The 21,870-nt window shown below is 70.1% G+C and carries 20 protein-coding genes; 11 read left to right on the top strand and 9 right to left on the bottom strand.

The features are described 5' to 3' along the window. Positions 1-118: 118 nt before the first annotated feature. Complete coding sequence (locus IE325_RS38905; RefSeq protein ID WP_190074902.1) at positions 119-1,294, bottom strand: alpha/beta hydrolase; 1,176 nt, start codon at positions 1,292-1,294, stop codon at positions 119-121. Positions 1,295-1,563: 269 nt separating this feature from the next. Here IE325_RS38905 and IE325_RS38910 point away from each other — a divergent pair, with 269 nt between their 5' ends. From IE325_RS38910 to IE325_RS38935, 6 genes are all read left to right on the top strand, one after another. Beyond that, entirely contained in the window at positions 1,564-3,405 is a 1,842-nt protein-coding gene (locus tag IE325_RS38910) for a phosphatidylglycerol lysyltransferase domain-containing protein (RefSeq protein WP_373315306.1), read from the top strand. A gap of 111 nt (positions 3,406-3,516) precedes the next feature. After that, a complete protein-coding gene (gene folP, locus IE325_RS38915) occupies positions 3,517-4,422 on the top strand; it encodes a dihydropteroate synthase (protein ID WP_190074904.1) in 906 nt (301 codons plus the stop codon). Beyond that, entirely contained in the window at positions 4,419-4,922 is a 504-nt protein-coding gene (locus IE325_RS38920; RefSeq protein ID WP_190074905.1) for a nuclear transport factor 2 family protein, read from the top strand. The genes folP and IE325_RS38920 overlap by 4 nt, the downstream gene beginning before the upstream one ends. Before the next feature lie 248 nt (positions 4,923-5,170). Continuing rightward, complete coding sequence (gene folB / locus IE325_RS38925) at positions 5,171-5,530, top strand: dihydroneopterin aldolase (protein ID WP_190074906.1); 360 nt, start codon at positions 5,171-5,173, stop codon at positions 5,528-5,530. Then, positions 5,527-6,138 (top strand): 2-amino-4-hydroxy-6-hydroxymethyldihydropteridine diphosphokinase, encoded by a 612-nt coding sequence (gene folK / locus IE325_RS38930; RefSeq protein WP_190074907.1) that lies wholly within the window; start codon positions 5,527-5,529, stop codon positions 6,136-6,138. The genes folB and folK overlap by 4 nt, the downstream gene beginning before the upstream one ends. 58 nt (positions 6,139-6,196) lie before the next feature. Then, on the top strand, positions 6,197-6,685 hold the full coding sequence (locus IE325_RS38935; protein ID WP_190074908.1) for a DUF3180 domain-containing protein: 489 nt from the start codon (positions 6,197-6,199) through the stop codon (positions 6,683-6,685). On the opposite strand, the gene folE is transcribed toward IE325_RS38935, so the two are convergent. From folE to dacB, 6 genes are all read right to left on the bottom strand, one after another. After that, on the bottom strand, positions 6,686-7,291 hold the full coding sequence (gene folE, locus IE325_RS38940; RefSeq protein WP_190074909.1) for a GTP cyclohydrolase I FolE: 606 nt from the start codon (positions 7,289-7,291) through the stop codon (positions 6,686-6,688). A gap of 138 nt (positions 7,292-7,429) precedes the next feature. Continuing rightward, on the bottom strand, positions 7,430-9,469 hold the full coding sequence (ftsH, locus tag IE325_RS38945) for an ATP-dependent zinc metalloprotease FtsH (protein ID WP_190074910.1): 2,040 nt from the start codon (positions 9,467-9,469) through the stop codon (positions 7,430-7,432). Between the two features lie 196 nt (positions 9,470-9,665). Next, positions 9,666-10,226 carry a hypoxanthine phosphoribosyltransferase gene (hpt, locus tag IE325_RS38950; RefSeq protein ID WP_190075002.1) on the bottom strand — a complete coding sequence of 187 codons (561 nt, stop codon included), beginning with the start codon at positions 10,224-10,226 and terminating at the stop codon, positions 9,666-9,668. 65 nt (positions 10,227-10,291) lie between these two features. Then, a complete protein-coding gene (gene tilS / locus IE325_RS38955; protein ID WP_190074911.1) occupies positions 10,292-11,434 on the bottom strand; it encodes a tRNA lysidine(34) synthetase TilS in 1,143 nt (380 codons plus the stop codon). Between the two features lie 213 nt (positions 11,435-11,647). Next, positions 11,648-12,772: an Rv3626c family coenzyme F420 biosynthesis-associated protein gene (locus IE325_RS38960; RefSeq protein ID WP_190074912.1), complete on the bottom strand. Its 1,125-nt coding sequence runs from the start codon at positions 12,770-12,772 to the stop codon at positions 11,648-11,650. 59 nt (positions 12,773-12,831) lie between these two features. Further along, positions 12,832-14,442: a D-alanyl-D-alanine carboxypeptidase/D-alanyl-D-alanine endopeptidase gene (gene dacB / locus IE325_RS38965; RefSeq protein WP_190075003.1), complete on the bottom strand. Its 1,611-nt coding sequence runs from the start codon at positions 14,440-14,442 to the stop codon at positions 12,832-12,834. Positions 14,443-14,536: 94 nt separating this feature from the next. On the opposite strand from dacB, the gene IE325_RS38970 reads away from it, so the two are divergent. Together IE325_RS38970 and IE325_RS38975 are read left to right on the top strand one after the other, a co-directional pair. After that, positions 14,537-15,028, top strand: a complete 492-nt coding sequence (locus IE325_RS38970) for an inorganic diphosphatase (protein ID WP_015658794.1) — start codon at positions 14,537-14,539, stop codon at positions 15,026-15,028. A gap of 129 nt (positions 15,029-15,157) precedes the next feature. Continuing rightward, positions 15,158-16,789: a threonine/serine exporter family protein gene (locus tag IE325_RS38975; protein WP_190074913.1), complete on the top strand. Its 1,632-nt coding sequence runs from the start codon at positions 15,158-15,160 to the stop codon at positions 16,787-16,789. A 35-nt stretch (positions 16,790-16,824) separates the two neighbouring features. Here the strand turns inward: IE325_RS38975 and IE325_RS38980 are convergent, their stop codons facing one another. After that, on the bottom strand, positions 16,825-17,727 hold the full coding sequence (locus IE325_RS38980) for a DedA family protein (RefSeq protein WP_190074914.1): 903 nt from the start codon (positions 17,725-17,727) through the stop codon (positions 16,825-16,827). 137 nt (positions 17,728-17,864) lie between these two features. Between IE325_RS38980 and IE325_RS38985 the strand changes: the two genes are divergently transcribed. Further along, positions 17,865-18,230, top strand: a complete 366-nt coding sequence (locus IE325_RS38985; protein ID WP_190074915.1) for a YbjQ family protein — start codon at positions 17,865-17,867, stop codon at positions 18,228-18,230. 25 nt (positions 18,231-18,255) lie between these two features. Here IE325_RS38985 and IE325_RS38990 read toward each other — a convergent pair whose 3' ends face one another. Further along, a complete protein-coding gene (locus IE325_RS38990) occupies positions 18,256-19,017 on the bottom strand; it encodes a MerR family transcriptional regulator (protein ID WP_190074916.1) in 762 nt (253 codons plus the stop codon). 126 nt (positions 19,018-19,143) lie between these two features. Here IE325_RS38990 and IE325_RS38995 point away from each other — a divergent pair, with 126 nt between their 5' ends. Together IE325_RS38995 and gad are read left to right on the top strand one after the other, a co-directional pair. Then, the gene (locus tag IE325_RS38995) at positions 19,144-20,427 is read left to right on the top strand and encodes an ion channel protein (protein ID WP_190074917.1); all 1,284 of its coding nucleotides are present in this window, start codon (positions 19,144-19,146) and stop codon (positions 20,425-20,427) included. A 30-nt stretch (positions 20,428-20,457) separates the two neighbouring features. Continuing rightward, entirely contained in the window at positions 20,458-21,864 is a 1,407-nt protein-coding gene (gene gad, locus IE325_RS39000) for a glutamate decarboxylase (RefSeq protein ID WP_190074918.1), read from the top strand. The last annotated feature ends 6 nt before the right edge of the window (positions 21,865-21,870 follow it).

The raw sequence follows: 21,870 nt of genomic DNA on the forward strand, positions 1-21,870 counted from the left end.
AGAAACTTACCGCGCGTAGGCGAATCTTGGTGCCCCGCCCCGTAAAAACACGGCCATCCCGAGTCGTTCACCCGGCATCGGCAATCAGAACAGCCACCGAATTGCCCAAGACCCAAGATCAAAAGACTCTCGAACCGCGCGAACCGCCGTCCGACGGCCCGCCCAGCCGCCCGCTCATCCACTCCAACGTCCCCGGAATCTCCCGCCGCCAGGTGTTGAAGTTGTGCCCCCCGCTTTCAAGGATGATCGAGGAGATCGCCGTCCGCCCGTTGGCCTTCACGCGTTCAATGAACTTCAGCGTGTCGTTGTAGTTGGATTCTCCAACTTTGCTGCTGCTGACGAGCAGTGAAGTGTCCGGAGCAGGCATGTGCTTGAGGTACCACCACAGGTTCGCGCGATTGCGCAGTTCCGCGTCGCCATGGAAGAGATCCCCTGTCGTCGCGTCGATCGGCGCCTTGTAGTACGCGGAAAGCCCGGCCCCCGCGCCATACACCCCGGGATGGTGCATGGCGAGCTTCAACGCGCAGTACCCCCCGGTGGAGTCCCCGATGATCCCCCAGCCGCCCCCGCTCCCGGAGCGCCGGTCACTCGCCCCGTCACGCACCCGATAGTGACCGCTCACCGCCTCCGGCAGATCCGCCGCGAAGAACGTCTCGGTCTGCGGCCCGCCAGGAATGTCCACGCACTCCGTGTCCCGCGGCGGCGCCACCGTGGGCCGCATCATGACCAGCACCATCGGCTCCATACGCCCGTCCGCGACCAGCCTGGCGGCCGTACGGGGATAGTCGAGCTTGTCGACCAGCGCCTCGGCCGTACCGGGATACCCGGTGAGAACGACGGCCGCGGGGAACGTACGCCCGCGATATTGCGGCTGAAAATACTCGGGCGGCAGATACACATATGCGGGCGTGGCGATGTGCGACGTACGCCCCACGACACGGATCTTCTGGATCTGCCCGCCCAGCGCCGGCCGCGCGCTCGCCGCCCCCGGCACCCGCCGGGTGTCCACGACCTCCAACGGCCCTTTGCCCGGGGTGTGGTCCACGACGACCCCCTGGTCGTCCTCCTGTCCGAACAGATCGGCCCAGCTGGCGTAGAACCCGAAGGCCTGGTTGGCCACCAGCCCCACCGCCGCGAACAGCGTCAACTGCGTGGCGAGCAGCAGCCCGACCCGCCCGGCGACCGCCCGCGGCCCTCGCCGCGCCAACCGTGGCCACAGCCACACCGTGCCGACGAACAGCCCTAGGGCGGCCGCGACCGTCAACGCGAGCACCTTGTCGCTCGTGAGACCCATGCCTGTTTACCTACCTGTACTTTCCCCCGGGCCACGCGGGCCACGCCGACCACGGCGACGCGCTCACCACGCCGCCTCCCCCGCGCCTTCGCAAGAGCTTGCCCCGGACTTTCCTTGGCCTTTGAAACGGTTTTGAGGAGCAGAGTGAACCTCTCCCCCCGAGACACCGTCCTAGAGGGCGCAATGTCGCCGGATGCCCGAATCGGCACCGGATCCAAGGTCTCTCGCAGAACTAATGGGATGCGATGTCTGTCAGGACAGATGTGGAAATGTCGGGCAAGGTTCCTCAACGATCACCCCAGGTGAACCAGATGGGGCAGCTGGCGACCCGTGCGCGGAGCGTGCTGCGCGGCCCGCGCCCCGAGGCCGTCCCCGTCCTCCTCGGCAGGGCGTGCGCCCTGGTCGGCCTGCTGGACGTCGCCGCGGGCGTCTTCCCGCGCTTCCGGCACAGCCGTATGCACGCCATCGCCGAGGTGCTGCCGGGCTCGACGGGCCCGTTCGCGGCCGCGCTCTCGCTCAGTGCCGGTGTGCTGTTGCTGCTGCTCGCGCACGGTCTCAAGCGCGGCAAGCGGCGCGCCTGGCGTGCGGCCGTCGTCCTGCTGCCGGCCGGCGCCGTCGCGCAGTTCACGTACCGCCACTCCCTCATCGGCGTACTGATCTCCGTGGCGCTGCTCGTGCCCCTGCTGCGCCACCGCGACCAGTTCGCGGCCCTGCCCGACCTGCGCAGCCGCTGGCGCGCGCTGGCCAACTTCGTCCTCATGGGCGCCGGTTCGCTCGCGCTCGGCCTGCTCATCGTCAGCGCCCACCCGAACACCCTGGTCGGCGACCCGAGCCTGGCGGACCGCATCACCCACGTCCTGTACGGCCTGTTCGGCTTCGAGGGCCCGGTCGACTACCAGGGCAACACCTCCTGGACGGTCGCCTTCTCCCTGGGCGCCCTCGGCTGGATCACCGCGGTCACCACCATCTACCTGGCCTTCCGCCCCGAACACCCCGCCGCACACCTCACCGAGGACGACGAGAGCAGGCTGCGCGCCCTCCTCGAGAAGCACGGCGGCCGTGACTCCCTCGGCCACTTCGCGCTGCGCCGCGACAAGGCCGTCGTCTTCTCGCCCAGCGGCAAGGCGGCGGTGACGTACCGCGTCGTCTCCGGTGTGATGCTCGCCAGCGGCGACCCCATCGGCGACGTCGAGGCCTGGCCCGGCGCCATCGAACGCTTCATGGACGAGGCCAAGGCGCACTCCTGGACGCCCGCCGTCATGGGCTGCTCCGAGACCGGTGCCGAGGTGTGGACCCGCGAGACCGGCCTCGACGCCCTCGAACTGGGCGACGAGGCGGTGGTGGACGTCCCGGATTTCTCCCTCACCGGCCGAGCGATGCGCAACGTGCGTCAGATGGTCAAGCGCATCGAGCGCGCCGGTTACGAGACCCGGGTACGTCGTGTCCGTGACCTCGGCGAGACCGAGCTGGAGCGGATCCGGCAGGCCGCCGAGGACTGGCGCGGCACCGACACCGAGCGCGGCTTCTCGATGGCCCTGGGCCGCATCGGCGACGCCTCCGACGGCGACTGCCTCATCGCCACCGCCCACAAGGCCGACGAGGAACCGGGACCGTACGGCGACCTCAAGGCGATCCTGCACTTCGTGCCCTGGGGCACGGACGGGGTCTCGCTCGACCTGATGCGCCGCGACCGCGCGGCCGACCCCGGCATGAACGAACTGCTGATCGTGGCCGCCCTCCAGGCCGCCCCGAAGTTCGACATCGCGCGCGTGTCCCTCAACTTCGCCATGTTCCGCTCGGCGCTGGCACGCGGCGAGAAGATCGGCGCGGGCCCGGTGCTGCGCGCCTGGCGGGGCCTTCTGGTCTTCCTCTCCCGCTGGTTCCAGATCGAGTCCCTGTACAAGTTCAACGCCAAGTTCCGGCCGCGCTGGGAGCCCCGCTTCGTGGTCTACCGTGCCTCGGCCGACCTGCCCCGCCTCGGCTTCGCCGCCATGCAGGCGGAGGGCTTCGTGAACCTGGCGCTGCCCCTGCCGCGCTTCCTGCGCCGCCGCCGGCCCGTCGCGCGCCCGTGCGCGCACCGGGTGGCGGAGCGGGACGCACAGGCCGTGTGAGACGGCGGCCACCCATGACCGGCCCGAGCGGGCAGCCCACCCCCACGCCCCCCTGAGGCTCCCGCTCGGGCCACGGCACGGCAGCCCCCTTGCTGGGCCTACGCTGAACATATGAGCAAGCAGAGCGGACGCGGGCGCGTCGCGGGCCTTCCGCAATGGGACCGCTGCGCGGTCATGGGAGTGGTCAATGTGACCCCCGACTCCTTCTCCGACGGCGGCCGCTGGTTCGACACCACGTCCGCCGTCAAGCACGGTCTCGCCCTGGTCGAGGAGGGCGCCGACCTGGTCGACGTCGGCGGCGAGTCCACCCGCCCCGGCGCCACCCGGGTCGACGAGGCCGAGGAGCTGCGCCGCGTCATCCCCGTCGTCCGCGGCCTCGCCTCCGAGGGCGTCACCGTCTCCGTCGACACCATGCGCGCCTCCGTCGCCGAGCAGGCCCTCGCCGCCGGCGCCGCCCTCGTCAACGACGTCAGCGGCGGCCTCGCCGACCCCGCGATGATCCCGGCCGTCGCCGACGCCGGCGCCCCCTTCGTCGTCATGCACTGGCGCGGCTTCCTCGAAGGCGGCAACGCCAAGGGCGTCTACGACGATGTCGTCGCCGAGGTCGTGGACGAACTGCACGCACGCGTGGAGGCCGTTCTGGCCGGCGGCATCGCCCCCGACCGCATCGTCGTCGACCCCGGCCTCGGCTTCTCCAAGGACGCCGAGCACGACCTCGTCCTCCTCGCCCACCTCGACCGGCTGCTGGCCCTCGGCCACCCCCTCCTCGTCGCCGCCTCCCGCAAGCGGTTCCTCGGCCGGGTCCTCGCCGGGCCGCAGGGGGCGCCGCCGCCCGCCCGTGAGCGCGACGCCGCCACGGCCGCCGTCTCCGCGCTGGCCGCGCAGGCCGGGGCGTGGGCGGTGCGGGTGCACGAGGTGCACGCGACGGCGGACGCGGTACGGGTCGTACGCGCCATCGAAGGAGCGCGTACGACCGTGAGCGCGCCCGGCGCGGACCCCGCCGAAGGAGCCCGGTGAGCGCCCCCCACACCGACGTCGAACAAGTGGAAGCCGCCAACACCGCCTTCTACGAGGCGATGGAGCGCGGCGACTTCGAAGAGGTGTCCGCGCTCTGGCTCACCCCGTCCGACCTCGGCGTCGACGAGACCTACCACGACCCGGCCGACGCCGGCGTGATCTCCTGTGTGCACCCCGGCTGGCCGGTGCTCACCGGACGCGGCGAGGTCCTCAGGTCGTACGCCCTGATCATGGCGAACACCGACTACATCCAGTTCTTCCTCACCGATGTGCATGTCTCCGTCACCGGCGACACCGCCCTGGTGACCTGCACCGAGAACATCCTCAGCGGCGGCCCGGCGCCCGACGCCGGGGAGGAGCTGGGGCCGCTCGTGGGCCAGCTCGTGGTCGCCACGAACGTGTTCCGGCGCACACCCGACGGCTGGAAGTTGTGGTCGCACCACGCCTCACCGGTACTCGCGGAAACCGACGAGGAAGAAGGCGAAGAGCCCCCTTCATAAATGGGTAGGCGCCCCGACGGGACCAAGAAGTGGTTGGAATCACGTGTGTGCGGGTAGGGGCGGCTACCAACCCGTGAGCCGCCGGATTCCCCAGGGGAAACACACGATGAATCCTGCCGGCCCCGGACCGGGCCCATGCCCCCCTGACCCGGTCCTGTCAGTGCCCGCAGGTAGATTCGTTCGAGGCCGGTGTGCCGCCCGCACACGGCATCGACCGGCCGTCACCGACGATTGCAGGAGTGATTCGCGTGGATCGTGTCGCGCTGCGCGGCCTGAAGGCCCGCGGGTACCACGGTGTGTTCCCGGAGGAACGCAGGGAGGGTCAGACCTTCGTCGTGGACCTCGTCCTGGGCCTGGACACCCGGCCTGCCGCCGCCGACGACGACCTGGCGAAGACCGTGCACTACGGCATCGTGGCGGAGGAGGTAGTGGCCGTCGTCGAGGGCGAACCGGTCAACCTCATCGAGACGCTCGCCGACCGCATCGCCCAGGCCTGTCTGAAGCACGAAGGGGTCCAGGAGGTCGAGGTCACCGTCCACAAACCGGACGCGCCGATCACGGTCCCCTTCGACGACGTGACCGTCACCATCACCCGGAGCCGAGTATGACTGCACCCTTCCTCAAGGGTCCCAGCGACCCGACCGTACAGCCGGTACCCGCCTCCGTCGTCGATCAGGTCGACGCCGCCGACACCACCCTCAGCAACCCGAAGCGGGCCGTGATCTCGCTGGGCTCCAACCTGGGCAACCGCCTGGAGACCCTCCAGGGCGCCATCGACGCGCTGGAGGACACGCCCGGCGTACGCATCAAGGGCGTCTCCCCCGTTTACGAGACGGAGCCGTGGGGCGTCGAGCCCGGCAGCCAGCCCTCCTACTTCAACGCGATCGTGGTCCTCAAGACCACGCTCCCCCCGTCGTCCCTCCTGGAGCGGGCGCACGCGGTCGAGGAGGCCTTCCACCGGGTCCGCGACGAGCGCTGGGGCGCACGCACCCTCGACGTCGACATCGTCGCCTACGCCGATCTCGTCTCCGACGACCCGCAGCTGACCCTCCCCCACCCGCGCGCCCACGAGCGGGCCTTCGTCCTCGCCCCCTGGCACGACCTGGAGCCCGAGGCCCAGTTGCCGGGCCGGGGCACGGTCGCCGAACTGCTCGGCACGCTCACCCGGGACGGCGTCACGCCGCGCGAGGACCTGGAACTCCAGCTGCCCGAATAGTCGTTAAGGTCAACACGACCACAAATCCGCGGGCACCCGGGGGAGCTGAAGGAACACCGTGAGAGAGCTGCGCATCAGGACGCTGGCCGGCGTGTTCATCGTCGCCGGCGTCCTGTCCTGGGCGGGCGCCCGCCTCTGGAACTCCATCGGGACCCTGCCCAGCGTCCCGCTGGCCGCCCCCATCGTCCTGGCGGTCATCGCCGTGATCCTGCTGGCCACGGCGCTCTCGATCCGCGCCCGCCTCAAGGCCCAGCGCGAACGCCGGCCCGAGGCCAAGGGCGTCGACCCCCTGATGGCGGCCCGCGCGGTCGTCTTCGGCCAGTCCAGCGCCCTGGTGGCCGCCCTGGTCGCCGGCATGTACGGCGGCACGGGCGTCTTCCTCCTGGAGTCCCTCGACATCCCCGCCCGCCGCGACCAGGCCATCTACGCCGGCTTCTCGGTCCTGGCCGGACTCGGCGTCATAGCGGCGGCCATCTTCCTGGAGCGCGTCTGCAAGCTCCCGGAGGACGACGAGCACGACGGGGCGGGGGCCGCTCCGACGGCGTAGTCAGCGGGCCATGATGAGGCTCATCGCCTCGTTGCGCGTCGCCGCGTCCCGCAGCTGGCCCCGCACCGCCGACGTTATGGTCTTCGCGCCCGGCTTGCGGATGCCGCGCATCGACATGCACATGTGCTCGCACTCCACGACCACGATGACGCCGCGGGGCTCCAGGATCTCCATCAGGGAGTCCGCGATCTGCGTGGTGAGACGCTCCTGCACCTGGGGCCGGCGGGCGTAGACATCGACCAGCCGGGCCAGCTTCGACAGCCCGGTGATCTTACCGGACGTGGCCGGAATGTAGCCGACGTGAGCGACGCCCCTGAACGGCACCAGATGATGCTCACAGGTCGAGTACACCTCGATGTCCTTCACGAGCACCATCTCGTCGTGCCCGATGTCGAACGTCGTCGTCAGCACGTCCTCGGGCGTCTGCCACAGCCCCGCGAAGATCTCCTTGTAGGCCCGCGCCACCCGGCCCGGCGTCTCCCGGAGCCCCTCTCGGTCCGGATCCTCACCGACCGCGATCAGCAGTTCGCGCACAGCGTTCTCGGCACGCTTCTCGTCGAACTCGCCGATACGGCCCTCGCCGTCCAGCGTCACGGGGTCGGTCATGTGGTGCCTCGTTCCATCGCGGGTGGCGCGTGTGGGTCACGCGTCTGAACTGCGGGCATACGAATGCCGCGCCCCCCAGGCTAAAACCTGGGGGGCGCGGCATCCATTCCGGGCCAGGTGCGGGACCCGGCCGGGGCGTCAGCTCTCGGGACGCTCCTCGGGGGCCGGCTCGGCCGCCGGGGCGGGTTCCGTCACCGTCGACTTGGCGGTGCTGATCGCCGGGGTCACGCCATTGGCGCCGTTCGTCAGTGCGAGCTCCTTCGGGGAGAGCACCGGCGGACGGGTGGACGGCGTACGGCGGGAGGAACCGGTCCAGGCGGGCCGGGGCGGGCGCTTGACGATGGGAGCGAAGATCTCGGCGATCTCCTCCTTGCCCAGCGTCTCCCGCTCCAGCAGTGCGAGGACCAGGTTGTCGAGGACGTCGCGGTTCTCGACCAGGATCTCCCAGGCCTCGTTGTGCGCGGTCTCGATGAGCTTCTTGACTTCCTCGTCCACCAGGGCGGCGACCTCTTCCGAGTAGTCGCGCTGGTGAGCCATCTCACGTCCGAGGAAGGGCTCGGTGTTGTCCCCGCCGAACTTGATCGCGCCGAGACGCTCGGTCATGCCGTACTGCGTGACCATCGCGCGAGCGGTGGTCGTGGCCTTCTCGATGTCGTTCGCGGCACCGGTGGTCGGGTCGTGGAAGACAAGCTCCTCGGCCGCGCGGCCGCCCAGCATGTAGGCCAGCTGGTCCAGCATCTCGTTGCGCGTGGTGGAGTACTTGTCCTCGTCCGGCAGGACCATCGTGTAGCCGAGCGCGCGGCCTCTCGACAGGATCGTGATCTTGTGGACCGGGTCGGAGTTCGGGGAGGCCGCCGCGACCAGGGCGTGTCCGCCCTCGTGGTACGCGGTGATCTTCTTTTCCTTGTCCGACATGATCCTGGTCCGCTTCTGCGGGCCCGCCACGACGCGGTCGATGGCCTCGTCCAGCATCTGGTTGTCGATGAGCTTCTTGTCCGAGCGGGCGGTGAGCAGCGCGGCCTCGTTGAGGACGTTGCTCAGGTCCGCGCCGGTGAAGCCCGGCGTGCGGCGGGAGACCGCCGACAGGTCGACGTCCGGGGCGACCGGCTTGCCCTTCTGGTGAACCTTGAGGATCTCCAGACGGCCCTGCATGTCCGGGCGGTCGACCGCGATCTGGCGGTCGAAGCGGCCGGGGCGCAGAAGGGCCGGGTCGAGGATGTCGGGCCGGTTCGTCGCGGCGATGAGGATCACGCCGCCCTTGACGTCGAAGCCGTCCATCTCGACGAGCAGCTGGTTCAGGGTCTGCTCGCGCTCGTCGTGACCACCGCCGAGGCCGGCGCCGCGATGGCGGCCGACCGCGTCGATCTCGTCGACGAAGACGATCGCCGGGGCGTTCGCCTTGGCCTGCTCGAACAGGTCACGCACTCGGGAGGCACCGACACCGACGAACATCTCGACGAAGTCGGAACCGGAGATCGAGTAGAAGGGGACGCCCGCCTCGCCGGCGACGGCACGCGCGAGGAGCGTCTTGCCGGTACCGGGAGGGCCGTAGAGCAGTACGCCCTTGGGGATCTTGGCGCCGACGGCCTGGAACTTCGCCGGCTCCTGGAGGAACTCCTTGATCTCCTGGAGTTCCTCGACGGCCTCGTCCGAGCCGGCGACGTCCGAGAACGTCGTCTTCGGGGTGTCCTTGGTGATGAGCTTCGCCTTGGACTTGCCGAAGTTCATGACCCGGGAGCCGCCGCCCTGCATCTGATTCATCAGGAACAGGAACACGACGACGATGAGGACGAAGGGAAGCAGGGAGAGCAGGATCCCGACGAACGGGTTCTGCTTGGACGGCGAAACGGTGTAGCCGTCCGGGATCTGCTTGTCCTGGTACTTGGTCTGCAGGGTGTTGGCGATCGTCACGCCCTGATCGCCGATGTAGCTCGCCTGGATCTTGGTGGCGTCCTCGACCTTTTGGCCGTCCTTGAGCTGCACCTTGATGATGTTCTCGTCACCAGTGGTCAGCTTGGCCGACTCGACCTTGTTGTCGTTGATCGCCTGGACGACCTGGCCGGTGTCCACCGTCTTGTAGCCGCCGGACGAGCCGACGACCTGCATCAACACGACCACGGCAAGGACGGCCAGCACGATCCACATGACCGGCCCACGGAAGTATCGCTTCACGTCCATCCATACGGAGCGGTGTCGCCCCGTCCCTCCTGCCATAGTGAGTTTGATAAGACAGTTCTTCTGACGGTACCCCAGCTTTGTCGCCCGCAGCCGCACGGGACGGTCTGCAAGCCCCGTCTGCATGCTCCAACGGCGCGAAACCCGCTGGGGTTCCCGATCGTCCTACAAAGACGGCCCTGTCGGCTCAGCCGCCGCTTCAGCCGCCGTAGACGTGGGGCGCGAGCGTACCGACGAACGGCAGGTTGCGGTACTTCTCGGCGTAGTCGAGGCCGTAGCCCACGACGAACTCGTTGGGGATGTCGAAGCCGACCCACTCGACGTCGATGGCCACCTTCGCGGCGTCCGGCTTGCGCAGCAGGGTGCACACCTTCAGCGACTCGGGCTCGCGGGAGCCGAGGTTGGACAGCAGCCAGGACAGGGTCAGGCCGGAGTCGATGATGTCCTCGACGATCAGGACGTGCCGCCCCTTGATGTCGGTGTCGAGGTCCTTGAGGATCCGCACGACACCGGAGGACTGGGTGCCCGCGCCGTACGACGAGACGGCCATCCAGTCCATGGTGACGGGGGTGGACAACGCCCGGGCGAGGTCGGCCATCACCATCACCGCGCCCTTGAGGACGCCGACGATGAGCAGGTCCTTGCCCTCGTACTCCGCGTCGATCTTCGCGGCCAGCTCGCTGAGCTTGGCGTCGATCTCTTCCTTGGTGATGAGCACCTGCTGGAGGTCGGCACCCATGTCTTTCGCGTCCACCCGCATCACTTTCGGTCGGTCGTCCCACCGGCTGGCCGGCCCCTCCGCAAGGGTCTGGGAGGGGTCGGAATTCAGCCTTGCCGAATCACCAGTCTGCCACCCTGCCGCTGGGCGACGACTTTGCCGGGGAGATTGATCGCGCCCTGGCCGCGCCAGCCCGTGATCAGACGGTCGACTTCCTCGATGTGACGGGCGAACAGCGAACCGGCGGGCGCCCCGGCCTCGATGGCGGCCCGGCGCAGGATCCGGCGGCGGACGGCGGGCGGGAGCGCGTACAGCTTGGCGCACTCCAGGAGGCCGGTGGCGTCGCGTACGGCGGCCTCGGCCTGGCTGGCCCAGGCGTCGAGGGCGTCGGCGTCGTCTCGGGAGAGCTGCGCGGTGCGGGCGAGGGCCTCGACGACGCCCTTGCCTAGGGCCTTCTCCAGGGCGGGCAGGCCCTCCTGGCGCAGGCGCGAGCGCGTGTACGCGGGATCGGAGTTGTGGGGGTCGTCCCAGACCGGCAGGGACTGGACCATGCAGGCCTTGCGGGCGGTCTGCCGGTCGAGCCCGAGGAAGGGCCGCCGGTAACGGCCGCCGGCCCCCGAGACCGCGGCCATGCCGGACAGGGAGCGGATGCCGGAGCCGCGGGCGAGGCCGAGCAGGACGGTCTCCGCCTGGTCGTCACGGGTGTGGCCGAGGAGGACGGCGGCGGCGCCGTGCCGGAGGGCCGCGTCGTCGAGGGCGCCGTAGCGGGCGTCGCGGGCGGCCGCCTCGGGGCCGCCGGTGCGGCCGACGGTCACGGTGAGGGACTCGGCGGGGTCGAGGCCGAGTTCGCGCAGGCGCAGGACGACCTCCTCGGCGCGCAGGTCGGAGCCGGGCTGGAGGCCGTGGTCGACGGTGATGCCGCCGGCGCGGATGCCGAGTTTGGGGGCTTCGAACGCGAGGGCGGAGGCGAGGGCCATGGAGTCGGCGCCGCCGGAGCACGCCACGAGCACGAGCGGGGAGGGGGGCCGCTCGTGCGGGGCAGCGCGCAGGGGCTCCTGGCGGGTCGGGCCGGGGAGCTCGTACGCCGTTCCGAGCGCCGTGTCGTGGGCGGCGCGGGGGGCGCCGGACGTCACAACGGGCGGACTGCTCGGTGCGGGTACGTCGGTGGTGCGGTGGTGATCGGTGAGGATGTCGTGGAGGACGCGGCGGACCGCCAGGCGTATCGCCGCGACCGCAGGATGGGGACCCATGTCCGGTTCCCTTCATGAAGTTGTCGGGGGGGGTGAACCCGAGCTCGGTCACTCAGAGTGTGTAGATGGTGACAGAACCGGGCCGTTCCCCGAGCATTGCACGCCTACCCATGGCTCACGGTCCCTCGGACGGGTGATTGCAGGGGCGTTCGCCTGCCGTCGGCCGGATTCGGTTCACGACCTTCGTATGAGATGCACAACACGGCGCGCGATTCACGACTCCGCCTTGCGGTGCACCCGCGCGATCCAGTCCGCCGGTTTGGCGATCTCCGCCTTGGTGGGGAGGGTGTTGGGGGACGTCCACACACGGTTGAAGCCGTCCATGCCGACCTGTTCGTGGACGGCTCGTACGAAGCGTTCGCCGTCGCGGTACTGCCGCAGTTTCGCGTCGAGGCCGAGCAGTTTGCGCAGGGCCGTGTCCAGTCGTGAGGCGCCCTTCGCGCGGCGCTGCTGGAACTTCTCACGGATCTCGGCCACGGACGGCACGACGGCCGGGCCGACGCCGTCCATCACGAAGTCGGCGTGACCCTCCAGGAGGGACATCACGGCGGTGAGGCGGCCGAGGATCTCCCGCTGGGCCGGAGTCTGCACCAGTTCGACGAACGAACGTCCGCCGTCGTCCTCCTCGGCCTCGGGCCGACCGCCCGAGAGGGACTGGGCGGCCTCGCGGATGCGCTCCAGGACGGTCATGGGGTCGACGTCGGTCTCCCCCAAGAACGACTGGATTTCGCCCTCCAGGTGGTCCCGCAGCCAGGGCACCGCGCTGAACTGCGTGCGGTGGGTCTCCTCGTGCAGGCACACCCACAGGCGGAAGTCGTGGGGCTGTACGTCGAGTTCGCGCTCCACGTGCACGATGTTCGGGGCGACGAGGAGGAGCCGGCCGCCGCCGTTCTCACCCGCCGGGAGGTCGCGGGTGGCGGGGGCGAAGGTCTCGTACTGGCCGAGGACGCGGGAGGCGAGGAAGGACAGCAGCATGCCGAGTTCGACGCCGGTGACCTTGCCGCCGACCGCGCCGAGGACGGCACCGCCGGGGCTGGTGGTGCGCCGCTCCTGCATCTTGTCGAGGAGGGGCTTGAGGATCTCCCGGAAACCGGCGACGTTCGCCCGGACCCAGCCGGGGCGGTCGACGACCAGGACCGGGGTGTCATGGATGTCGTCCGTGCCCATACGGGTGAAGCCCCGGACGTGTTCCTCCGAGGCCTTGGCATGTCGGCGCAGCTCCGCGACGACGGCCCGGGCCTCGTCGCGGCTCACCTCGGGGCCCGGCCGTACGAGCCGGGTCGCGGTCGCCACCGCGAGATTCCAGTCGACCATCTCGGCACCACCGATGCTCGTCATGTGTCAACCGTACGTGAGCGTTACCACTTGGGGCAGGCCATGAGGGTCGTGGGACGGCGTCAGCCGCAGCCGCACGACGCCAGTGCGGTCGCCGTTCTGTCCAGCGCCGACTGGGCGGGCCCGGAATCGGGCGGGCCCGTGGTCAGGAAGGCGAAGGCGAGGAGGCGGCCGTCTTGGTCGACGACGGTGCCGGCGAGGGCGTTGACGCCGGTCAGGGTGCCCGTCTTGGCCCGTACGACACCGGCCGCGCCGTCGGTGTAGCGGCTGGTCAGCGTGCCGGTGAAGCCGGCCACGGGGAGGCCGGTCAGCACCGGGCGGAGTTCGGGGTGGGCCGGGTCGGCGGCCTTGGCCAGCAGGGCCGTGAGCAGATCCGCCGTCAGTTTGTCCTCGCGGTTGAGGCCGCTGCCGTCCTTGAAGTCGGCGCCCGCCACGGAGAGCCCGAGCTTCTTCAGGCGCGCCCCGATCGCGTCGCCCGCGCCCTCGAAGTCGGCGCGTGCGCCGCTCGCCAGGGCGGTCTGGCGGGCGAGATGCTCGGCGATGTCGTTGTCGCTGTTGGTGAGCATGCGTTCGACGAGGGCGGAGACCGGCGGCGAGGAGACCCGGGCGAGGGGTTCGGCCCGGTTCGTCGCCTTGGACAGGCCGGGTGCGGTGGTCTTGACGCCGCGGTCCGCGAGGAGCTCCGCGAACTGGGCCGCCGCGTCCTTCGCCGGGTCCTCGACCCGCTTGACCGGGCCGCTGGTGGAGTCGTTCGTGCGGGCCTCGTCGACCATGAGGGCGCTGACCGGGGCGAGGTTGCCGTTGTCGCCGATGGGGTGCAGTTCGGGGCCGGCGTAGAGCGTCTTGTCGTACGAGAGGGTGACCTGGCGAATGTCCCGCTTCTTCAGGGCCTCGGCGGTCCTGTCGGCCAGCTCGCGCAGGCTCGCCCAGCCCTCGGCGTCCTCGCGGGCGGTGAGGGTGGGGTCGCCGCCGCCGACCAGGACCAGTTCCTTCGTGTCGGGTTCCAGGGCGGTGCGGGTGGTGAGGCGGTGGTCGGGGCCGAGCGCGGCGAGGGCGGCCGCGGCGGTGGCGATCTTCGTCGTGGAGGCGGGGGTGAGGGCCTTGCCGGCTCCGTCGCCGTAGAGGCGCTTGCCGCTGGCGACGTCCACCACCGCCACGGACCTGCGGTCGAGCACCGGGTCGTCCAGGAGCGGGCCGACGAGGGCGGCCAGGGCCTTGCCGTCCGGGGCGGTCCCCACGGTGCCGACGCCGCCGCCGAGGCCGGTCAGGACAGAGGCGGCACTGGGGGCGGGGCGGGGGCCTTCTGCGGCGGAGTCGGAGGAATCGGACGTATCCGTATTACGGCCGTGATCTGCGCCACCCGTGCGCTCCTGGGCGACCGCCCGGTCCCGCTCGGCCGTACGCTGACCGCTGGAGTCCCACGGGCCGGCGGCGGTCACCACTGCGGCGGCCAGCGCCAGTCCTACGGTGGCGGCGCCCGCGGTGTACTGCCAGGTGCCCGGCTTCACGATCCGCGGGGACGCGGCTCGTGCGAACCGTGCGACCTGCGGTTTCGCGGCCGTCGCGGCGCGTGCGAGCTGTGGTCGTACGGCGTTCGCGGCTCGCGCCAGACGGGGTCGTACGGCGCCCGCGACCCGCGTCACATGCGGTCTCGCGGCTCGCCAAGGCCTCATCTCCGGCACGACCACCAGCCCCTTTCGCGATCACACACCTGCGTGAGGGACACTTAACCACCAGAACTATGTGTTGATCATGGAGGAGCCACCGGTGGAGTTCGACGTCACGATCGAGATTCCGAAGGGTTCGCGGAACAAGTACGAGGTGGACCACGAGACCGGTCGGATCCGCCTGGACCGTCGACTCTTCACCTCGACCGCCTACCCGACCGACTACGGCTTCGTCGAGAACACCCTCGGCGAGGACGGCGACCCGCTGGACGCGCTGGTCATCCTGGACGAGCCGACCTTCCCGGGCTGCCTCATCAAGTGCCGCGCGATCGGCATGTTCCGGATGACGGACGAGGCCGGGGGCGACGACAAGCTGCTGTGCGTCCCGGCGACGGACCCGCGCCAGGAGCACCTGCGCGACATCCACCACGTGTCGGAGTTCGACCGCCTGGAGATCCAGCACTTCTTCGAGGTCTACAAGGACCTGGAGCCCGGCAAGTCCGTCGAGGGCGCCGACTGGGTCGGCCGCACCGAGGCCGAGGCCGAGATCGAGCGTTCCTACAAGCGCTTCAAGGACCAGGGCGGCCACTGAGGCACCCCTGGCTTTTAGCCATCCGAACGGGCTGTACGCGTGTGCGTGCAGCCCGTTCGTGCGTCTGTGCCCATTGCGTGTGCGCATACTGAGTGCGGCAGGAGGTGTCGTACAGAGAGTGCTACGCAGGTGACGGACGCGGAGGACCGCAAGCCGCAGTCGGACGAGGCGAGGATGGGCTTCGCGCCGCCGGCCGGTATCGAGGTGGGGGACAGCGAGTCGGAGACGACGTCCGAGTTCGCCCTGCCCAAGGGCCTGGACGTACTCCAGCCGCCGGTCGTGGAACCCGAGGGCTCGGCGTTCAGCACACCGAGCGGCTACACCGTCGAGGACGCCCCGACCGCGTTCACGCCCGCGACCGGCATACCGCGGATAAGCCTCACCAAGGACCTCCCCTGGCAGGACCGGATGCGCACCATGCTGCGGATGCCGGTGGCCGAGCGGCCCGCGCCGGAGCGGATGCCGAAGGCGGAGGAGGAAGGGCCGGCCGTCCCGCGCGTGCTGGACCTGACCCTGCGTATCGGTGAGCTGCTGCTGGCGGGCGGTGAGGGCGCGGAGGACGTTGAGGCGGCGATGTTCGCGGTCTGCCGTTCCTACGGCCTGGACCGCTGCGAGCCGAACGTCACCTTCACGCTGCTGGCGATCTCGTACCAGCCGTCGCTGGTGGACGATCCGGTGACCGCGTCGCGCACGGTCCGGCGGCGCGGTACCGACTACACGCGTCTGGCGGCCGTGTTCCGGCTGGTGGACGACCTCAGCGACCCCGAGTCGCATATCTCCCTGGAGGAGGCCTACGGGCGGCTCGCGGAGATCCGCCGCAACCGGCACCCGTATCCGACCTGGGTGCTGACCTCGGCGAGCGGGCTGCTCGCGGGCGCGGCCTCGGTGCTGGTCGGCGGTGATGTGGTGGTGTTCTTCGCGGCCATGTTCGGCGCGATGCTCGGCGACCGGCTGGCGTGGCTCTGCGCGGGGCGCGGGCTGCCGGAGTTCTACCAGTTCACGGTGGCGGCGATGCCGCCGGCCGCGATAGGGGTCGCGCTGACGCTGACGCACGTCGACGTTAAGGCGTCCGCGGTCATCACCGGTGGTCTGTTCGCGCTGCTGCCCGGACGAGCGCTGGTGGCGGGCGTGCAGGACGGTCTGACCGGCTTCTACATCACCGCGTCCGCACGCCTCCTTGAGGTCATGTACTTCTTCGTCGGCATCGTGGTCGGCGTCCTGGTGGTCCTGTACTTCGGCGTGAACCTGGGCGCGAAGCTGGACCCGGACGCGGCGCTGAACATCTCCCCGCGGCCGTACTGGCAGATCGCCGCGTCGATGCTGCTGTCGCTGACCTTCGCGGTACTGCTCCAGCAGGAACGATCCACCGTGCTCGCCGTGACCCTCAACGGCGGCGTCGCCTGGGTCGTGTACGGCGCCATGCACTACGCCGGTGAGTTCTCGCCGGTCGCCTCCACGGCTGTCGCCGCGGGACTTGTGGGGCTGTTCGGCCAGTTGATGGCGCGGTACCGGTTCGCGTCGGCCCTGCCGTACACCACCGCGGCGATCGGGCCGCTGCTGCCGGGTTCCGCCACGTACTTCGGGCTGTTGTCGATCGCGCAGAACAACGTCGACAAGGGTCTGGTGTCGTTGGCCACGGCCGCCTCGCTCGCCATGGCCATCGCCATCGGGGTGAATCTGGGATCCGAGATCTCGCGGCTGTTCCTGCGGATCGGGTCGCCGGAGAAGCGGCGGTCCGCCAAGCGCACTCGAGGTTTCTGACCGCCTGGCGGCCCGGTCCGTTTCCCGGGGGTGTGTCAGTAGCCCTGGTTCGGCGGGTACTGCTGCTGGTTCTGCTGTCCGTAGCCCTGCGGGTACTGCTGGGCGTACGGCTGCTGCGGGGGCTGCTGGTGGCCGTAGTACTGCTGGTCGTAGCCGTACTGCTGCTGACCGCCCTGGTCGCCGTACTGGTTTCCGTACTGGTCCCCGTACTGCTGCTGCGGCTGGTCGTCGGACGGGATGCGGCGGAGCTGGGTCGTCGCGTCGTCCATCTGCGGGACCTGCTGGTGCTGTACGGCGGCCGGGGCCTCGGCGGCCGCGCGCTTCTTCTTGGCGCGCTCGCGCAGGAACTCGATGATGATCGGAATCACCGAGATGAGGACGATCAGGATGAGGATCGACTCGACGTTCGTCTTGATGAACTCGATCTGGCCGAGCCAGTAACCCGCGAGGGTGACGCCGGTGCCCCAGGCGATGCCGCCGATGACGTTGTACGTGAGGAACGTGGCGTACTTCATACGGCCCGCGCCCGCCACGATGGGGGCGAAGGTGCGCACGATCGGCACGAAGCGGGCGAGGACGATCGCCTTCGGGCCGTACTTCTCCATGAACTCGTGCGCCTTCTCCAGGTTCTCCTGTTTGAAGAGCTTGGAGTTGGGGCGGCTGAAGAGCTTCGGGCCGAAGAACTTGCCGATCATGTAGCCGACCTGGTCGCCGATGACGGCGGCCAGCACGATGAGGGTGCAGACCAGCCACAGGGGCTGGCTGATGTAGTTCCCCTCCGCCACGAACAGACCCGCCGTGAACAGCAGGGAGTCCCCGGGCAGGAACGCGAAGAGTCCGGACTCGGCGAAGACGATCAGCAGGATGCCGGGGAGGCTGAACGTCTCGATCAGATAGTCCGGGCTGAGCCACTCGGGGCCGAGCGCAAGCGTGGTCACGGGATTGTGGCTCCTGCGGGGAAGGGGCGGGCGGGCTGTGACGGGCGCGTCAAAAGTAGCAACGCCGCACTGGCCGCCCAGGTTCCATGGACCAGTTCAGGATGCACTGTGCCCCGGCTGGGACAAAGCTGTGAGGTATGGGCATCGATGAGTACGGCGGCGGGCAGGGGCCCCGGCCGGACGTTCTGGTAGTGACCACGAATGACGTCCCCGGCCACCGGGTCACGGAGGTCATCGGCGAGGTCTTCGGACTGACCGTGCGCTCACGGCATGTCGGCAGTCAGATCGGCGCCGGTCTGAAGTCGCTGGTCGGCGGTGAGCTCAAGGGGCTCACCAAGACGCTGGTGGAGACCCGGAACCAGGCCATGGACCGGCTCGTCGAGCAGGCACGCGCGCGTGGTGCCAACGGTGTGCTGGCGTTCCGCTTCGACGTGACCGAGGCGGCCGACGTGGGCACCGAGGTGTGTGCCTACGGGACCGCGGTGGTCCTGGCCCGGGAGTGACCCGTACGGGCTCCCGGGCCAGGGGTCACGAGGAGTGCCGGACGGCGTTGGCGAAGATCGCGTCCTTCAGGTGCTCGGCGAGGCCGGGCCGCATGGAGTCGTAGTACGCCTTGAAGCGCTCGTCGGAGACGTACATCTCCGCGAAGCACTTGTGCATCTCGTACGACACCTCGAAGTACCACCTGCTGACGTGCCGCCGGTGTTCCTCGGCCAGATCCATGGCCGCCTCGCCGGACGGCTGCTCGCCGGCGGCCACCAGGGCGGCGTACCGCTCCTGCCAGTCGTCGACCTCGGCCTGGATGCGCTTCCAGTCCTCCTTGGTGTAGCTCGCGGCGCGGCGCTGTGACTCGGTGTACGCGTCGGTGCCGCCCCAGCGCTGTTCCGCCTCCTCGGCGTACTGCTCGGGGTCCTTGTCGCCGAAGACCTCGAACTTCTCCTCGGGCGTGAGGTTGATGCCCATCTTGCGTGCCTCCATGGCGTGTTCCACGGCCTCCGCCATCTTCTGCAGCTTCTCGATCCGGGCGGTCAGCAGCTCGTGCTGCCGGCGCAGATGTACGCGCGGGTCCGTGTCCGGATCGTCGAGCAGGGCGGCGACCTCTTCGAGCGGGAAGCCGAGCTCGCGGTAGAACAGGATCTGCTGCAGCCGGTCGAGGTCGGCGTCGCTGTAGCGCCGGTGGCCCGCGTGGCTGCGCTCGCTGGGCACGAGCAGGCCGATGTCGTCGTAGTGGTGCAGGGTGCGCACCGTCACTCCGGCGACCCCCGCGACCTGTCCCACGGAGTAGCTCACTTCCGCTCCCTTCTCGGTACGCACTCCACGGTGGGCCCTCACGTGGCGTGAGGTGCAAGCCGGTTGTTCCGCCGCACTCGGCCCACTCCAGGTGAAGCGTCCGTTTTGCCCGCTTATCGTGAGCCCGTGGCCCAGGAAACCGCGCAGCAGCCGCCCCACGCTCCGGCGACCCCGGCGCGCACACTGCTGCCGTCGATCCTGCCCGCCCTCGTCGTCGGCGTGATGGCGAGCCTGCTGCTCCTGGGGGTGAGCGAGGCGGCCGAGGCGCTCCAGGACGTGCTGTGGGGCGATCTGCCGGACGCCCTGGGAGTGGGCCGGTACTCGGTGCTGTGGATGCTGGTGATGCTCACCGCCACCGGGGTCGCGGTGGGCCTGGTGGTGTGGAAGGTGCCGGGGCACGCCGGGCCCGATCCGGCGACGATCGGCCTGGACGCGCCCGTGCTGCCGCTCTCGGTGCTGCCGGGGCTGGTGCTGGCGACCGCGCTGATGCTGGCGGGCGGGCCCAGCCTGGGCCCGGAGAACCCGATCATCGCGGTGAACGTGGGCCTGGCGTACTGGCTGGGTCACCGTCTGGTGCCGCGGGCGCCGGGCCGGCTGTGGCCGATGCTGGCGGAGGCGGCGACGATCGGCGCGCTGTTCGGGACGCCGGTCGCGGCGGCGCTGCTGCTGTCGGAGGCGCTGGCGACGCGGGAGACACGGGGCGCGCTGTGGGACAACGTGTTCGCGCCGCTGGTGTCGGCCGGGGCCGGGGCGATGACCATCGACCTGGTGGCGGAGCCGACGTTCGACCTGGATCTGCCCGCGTTCGGGCATCCCGGCTGGGCCGATCTGCTGGCGGCCCTGGTGATCGCCTCGGTGGCGGCGCTGCTCGGGATGGCCGCGGTGTACGTCTTCCCGCACGTCCACAACGTCTTCCGGCGACTGCGGCACCCGATGGTGGCGCTGCCCGTCGGCGGGGTCGTCCTGGGGCTCCTGGGGGCACTGGGCGGCCATCTGACGCTCTTCAAGGGGCTGGAGGAGGTCGGGGAGCTGGCGGCCGATCCGGACGGCTGGAGCGCCGGTGAGTTCGCCACGATGACCGTGGTGAAGCTGGCGGCGCTGGTGGTGGCCGCGTCCTGCGGGTTCCGGGGCGGGCGGATCTTCCCGGCCGTCTTCGTGGGCGCCGCGCTCGGGCTGACCGCGCATGCCCTGGTCTCGGACGTGCATCCGGCGGTGGGCGTGTCCGCCGGCGTGCTCGGTGTGCTCCTCGCCATCACCCGGCAGGGCTGGGTGAGCCTGTTCACCGCCGCCGTCCTGGTCGCGTCGCCCTCGATCATCGCCCTGTTGTGCATCGCCTCGCTGCCGGCCTGGCTGCTGGTGACGGGGCGGCCCCAGATGCAGTTGCGCGCGGACGGAACTCCGGTCCGCTGACACCCGTTCATGAAATCAGGAGGCAGGCCCATGTCGTTGCACAAAGGTCCCCAGGACCCCGGCGAGCGTCATCTGTCCGTGAACCCCTTCTACGGCGAGGCGAATCCGGTCGGCGGCATGACCGACGCCCCGCCCACGCACCGGCTGCCCGACGCGCCGCTGTCGCCGTCGACGGCGTATCAGCTGGTGCACGACGAGCTGATGCTGGACGGCAACTCCCGGCTCAACCTGGCCACCTTCGTCACCACCTGGATGGAGCCGCAGGCCGATGTGCTGATGGCGGAGTGCCGCGACAAGAACATGATCGACAAGGACGAGTACCCGCGCACCGCCGAGCTGGAGCGGCGCTGTGTGGCGATGCTCGCCGATCTGTGGAACGCGCCGGATCCGTCGGCGGCCGTGGGCTGTTCGACGACCGGCTCCAGCGAGGCGTGCATGCTCGCGGGCATGGCGCTGAAGCGGCGCTGGGCGAAGCGCAACGCCGACCGGTATCCGGGCGCGCGGCCGAATCTGGTGATGGGGGTCAATGTCCAGGTCTGCTGGGACAAGTTCTGCAACTTCTGGGAGGTCGAGCCCCGGCTGGTCCCGATGGAGGGCGAGCGGTTCCATCTCGATCCGCAGGCCGCGGCCGAGCTGTGCGACGAGAACACCATCGGGGTCGTAGGGATCCTCGGCTCCACCTTCGACGGTTCCTACGAGCCGATCGCGGACCTGTGCGCGGCCCTCGACGCCCTCCAGGAGCGGACCGGGATCGATGTCCCGGTGCATGTGGACGGCGCGTCCGGCGCCATGGTCGCGCCCTTCCTCGACGAGGACCTTCAGTGGGACTTCCGGCTGCCGAGGGTCGCCTCGATCAACACCTCGGGGCACAAGTACGGGCTGGTCTACCCCGGCGTCGGCTGGGCGCTGTGGCGGGACGCCGAGGCGCTGCCCGAGGAACTGGTGTTCCGGGTGAACTACCTGGGCGGCGACATGCCGACGTTCGCGCTGAACTTCTCCCGGCCGGGCGCCCAGGTCGTGGCGCAGTACTACTCGTTCCTGCGGCTGGGGCGTGCGGGTTACCGGGCGGTGCAGCAGACCGCGCGGGACGTGGCGGGCAGGCTCGCCCAGGCCGTGGAGAAGCTCGGCGAGTTCCGGCTGCTGACCCGGGGCGACCAGCTGCCCGTGTTCGCCTTCACCACGGCTCCGGACGTCAAGGCGTACGACGTCTTCGACGTCTCCCGGCGCATGCGGGAGAACGGCTGGCTGGTCCCGGCGTACACCTTCCCGCCGAACCGCGAGGACCTCTCCGTACTGCGGGTGGTCTGCCGCAACGGCTTCTCGGCCGATCTGGCCGAGCTGTTCGTGGAGGACCTGAGCCGTTGCCTGCCGGAGCTGCGCCGGCAGCCGCACCCCTTCACCCGCGACAAGGAGGCGGCCACCGGCTTCCATCATTAGAGGGCC

This window comes from Streptomyces lanatus, from assembly GCF_014655715.1.
Lineage (GTDB): Bacteria > Actinomycetota > Actinomycetes > Streptomycetales > Streptomycetaceae > Streptomyces > Streptomyces lanatus.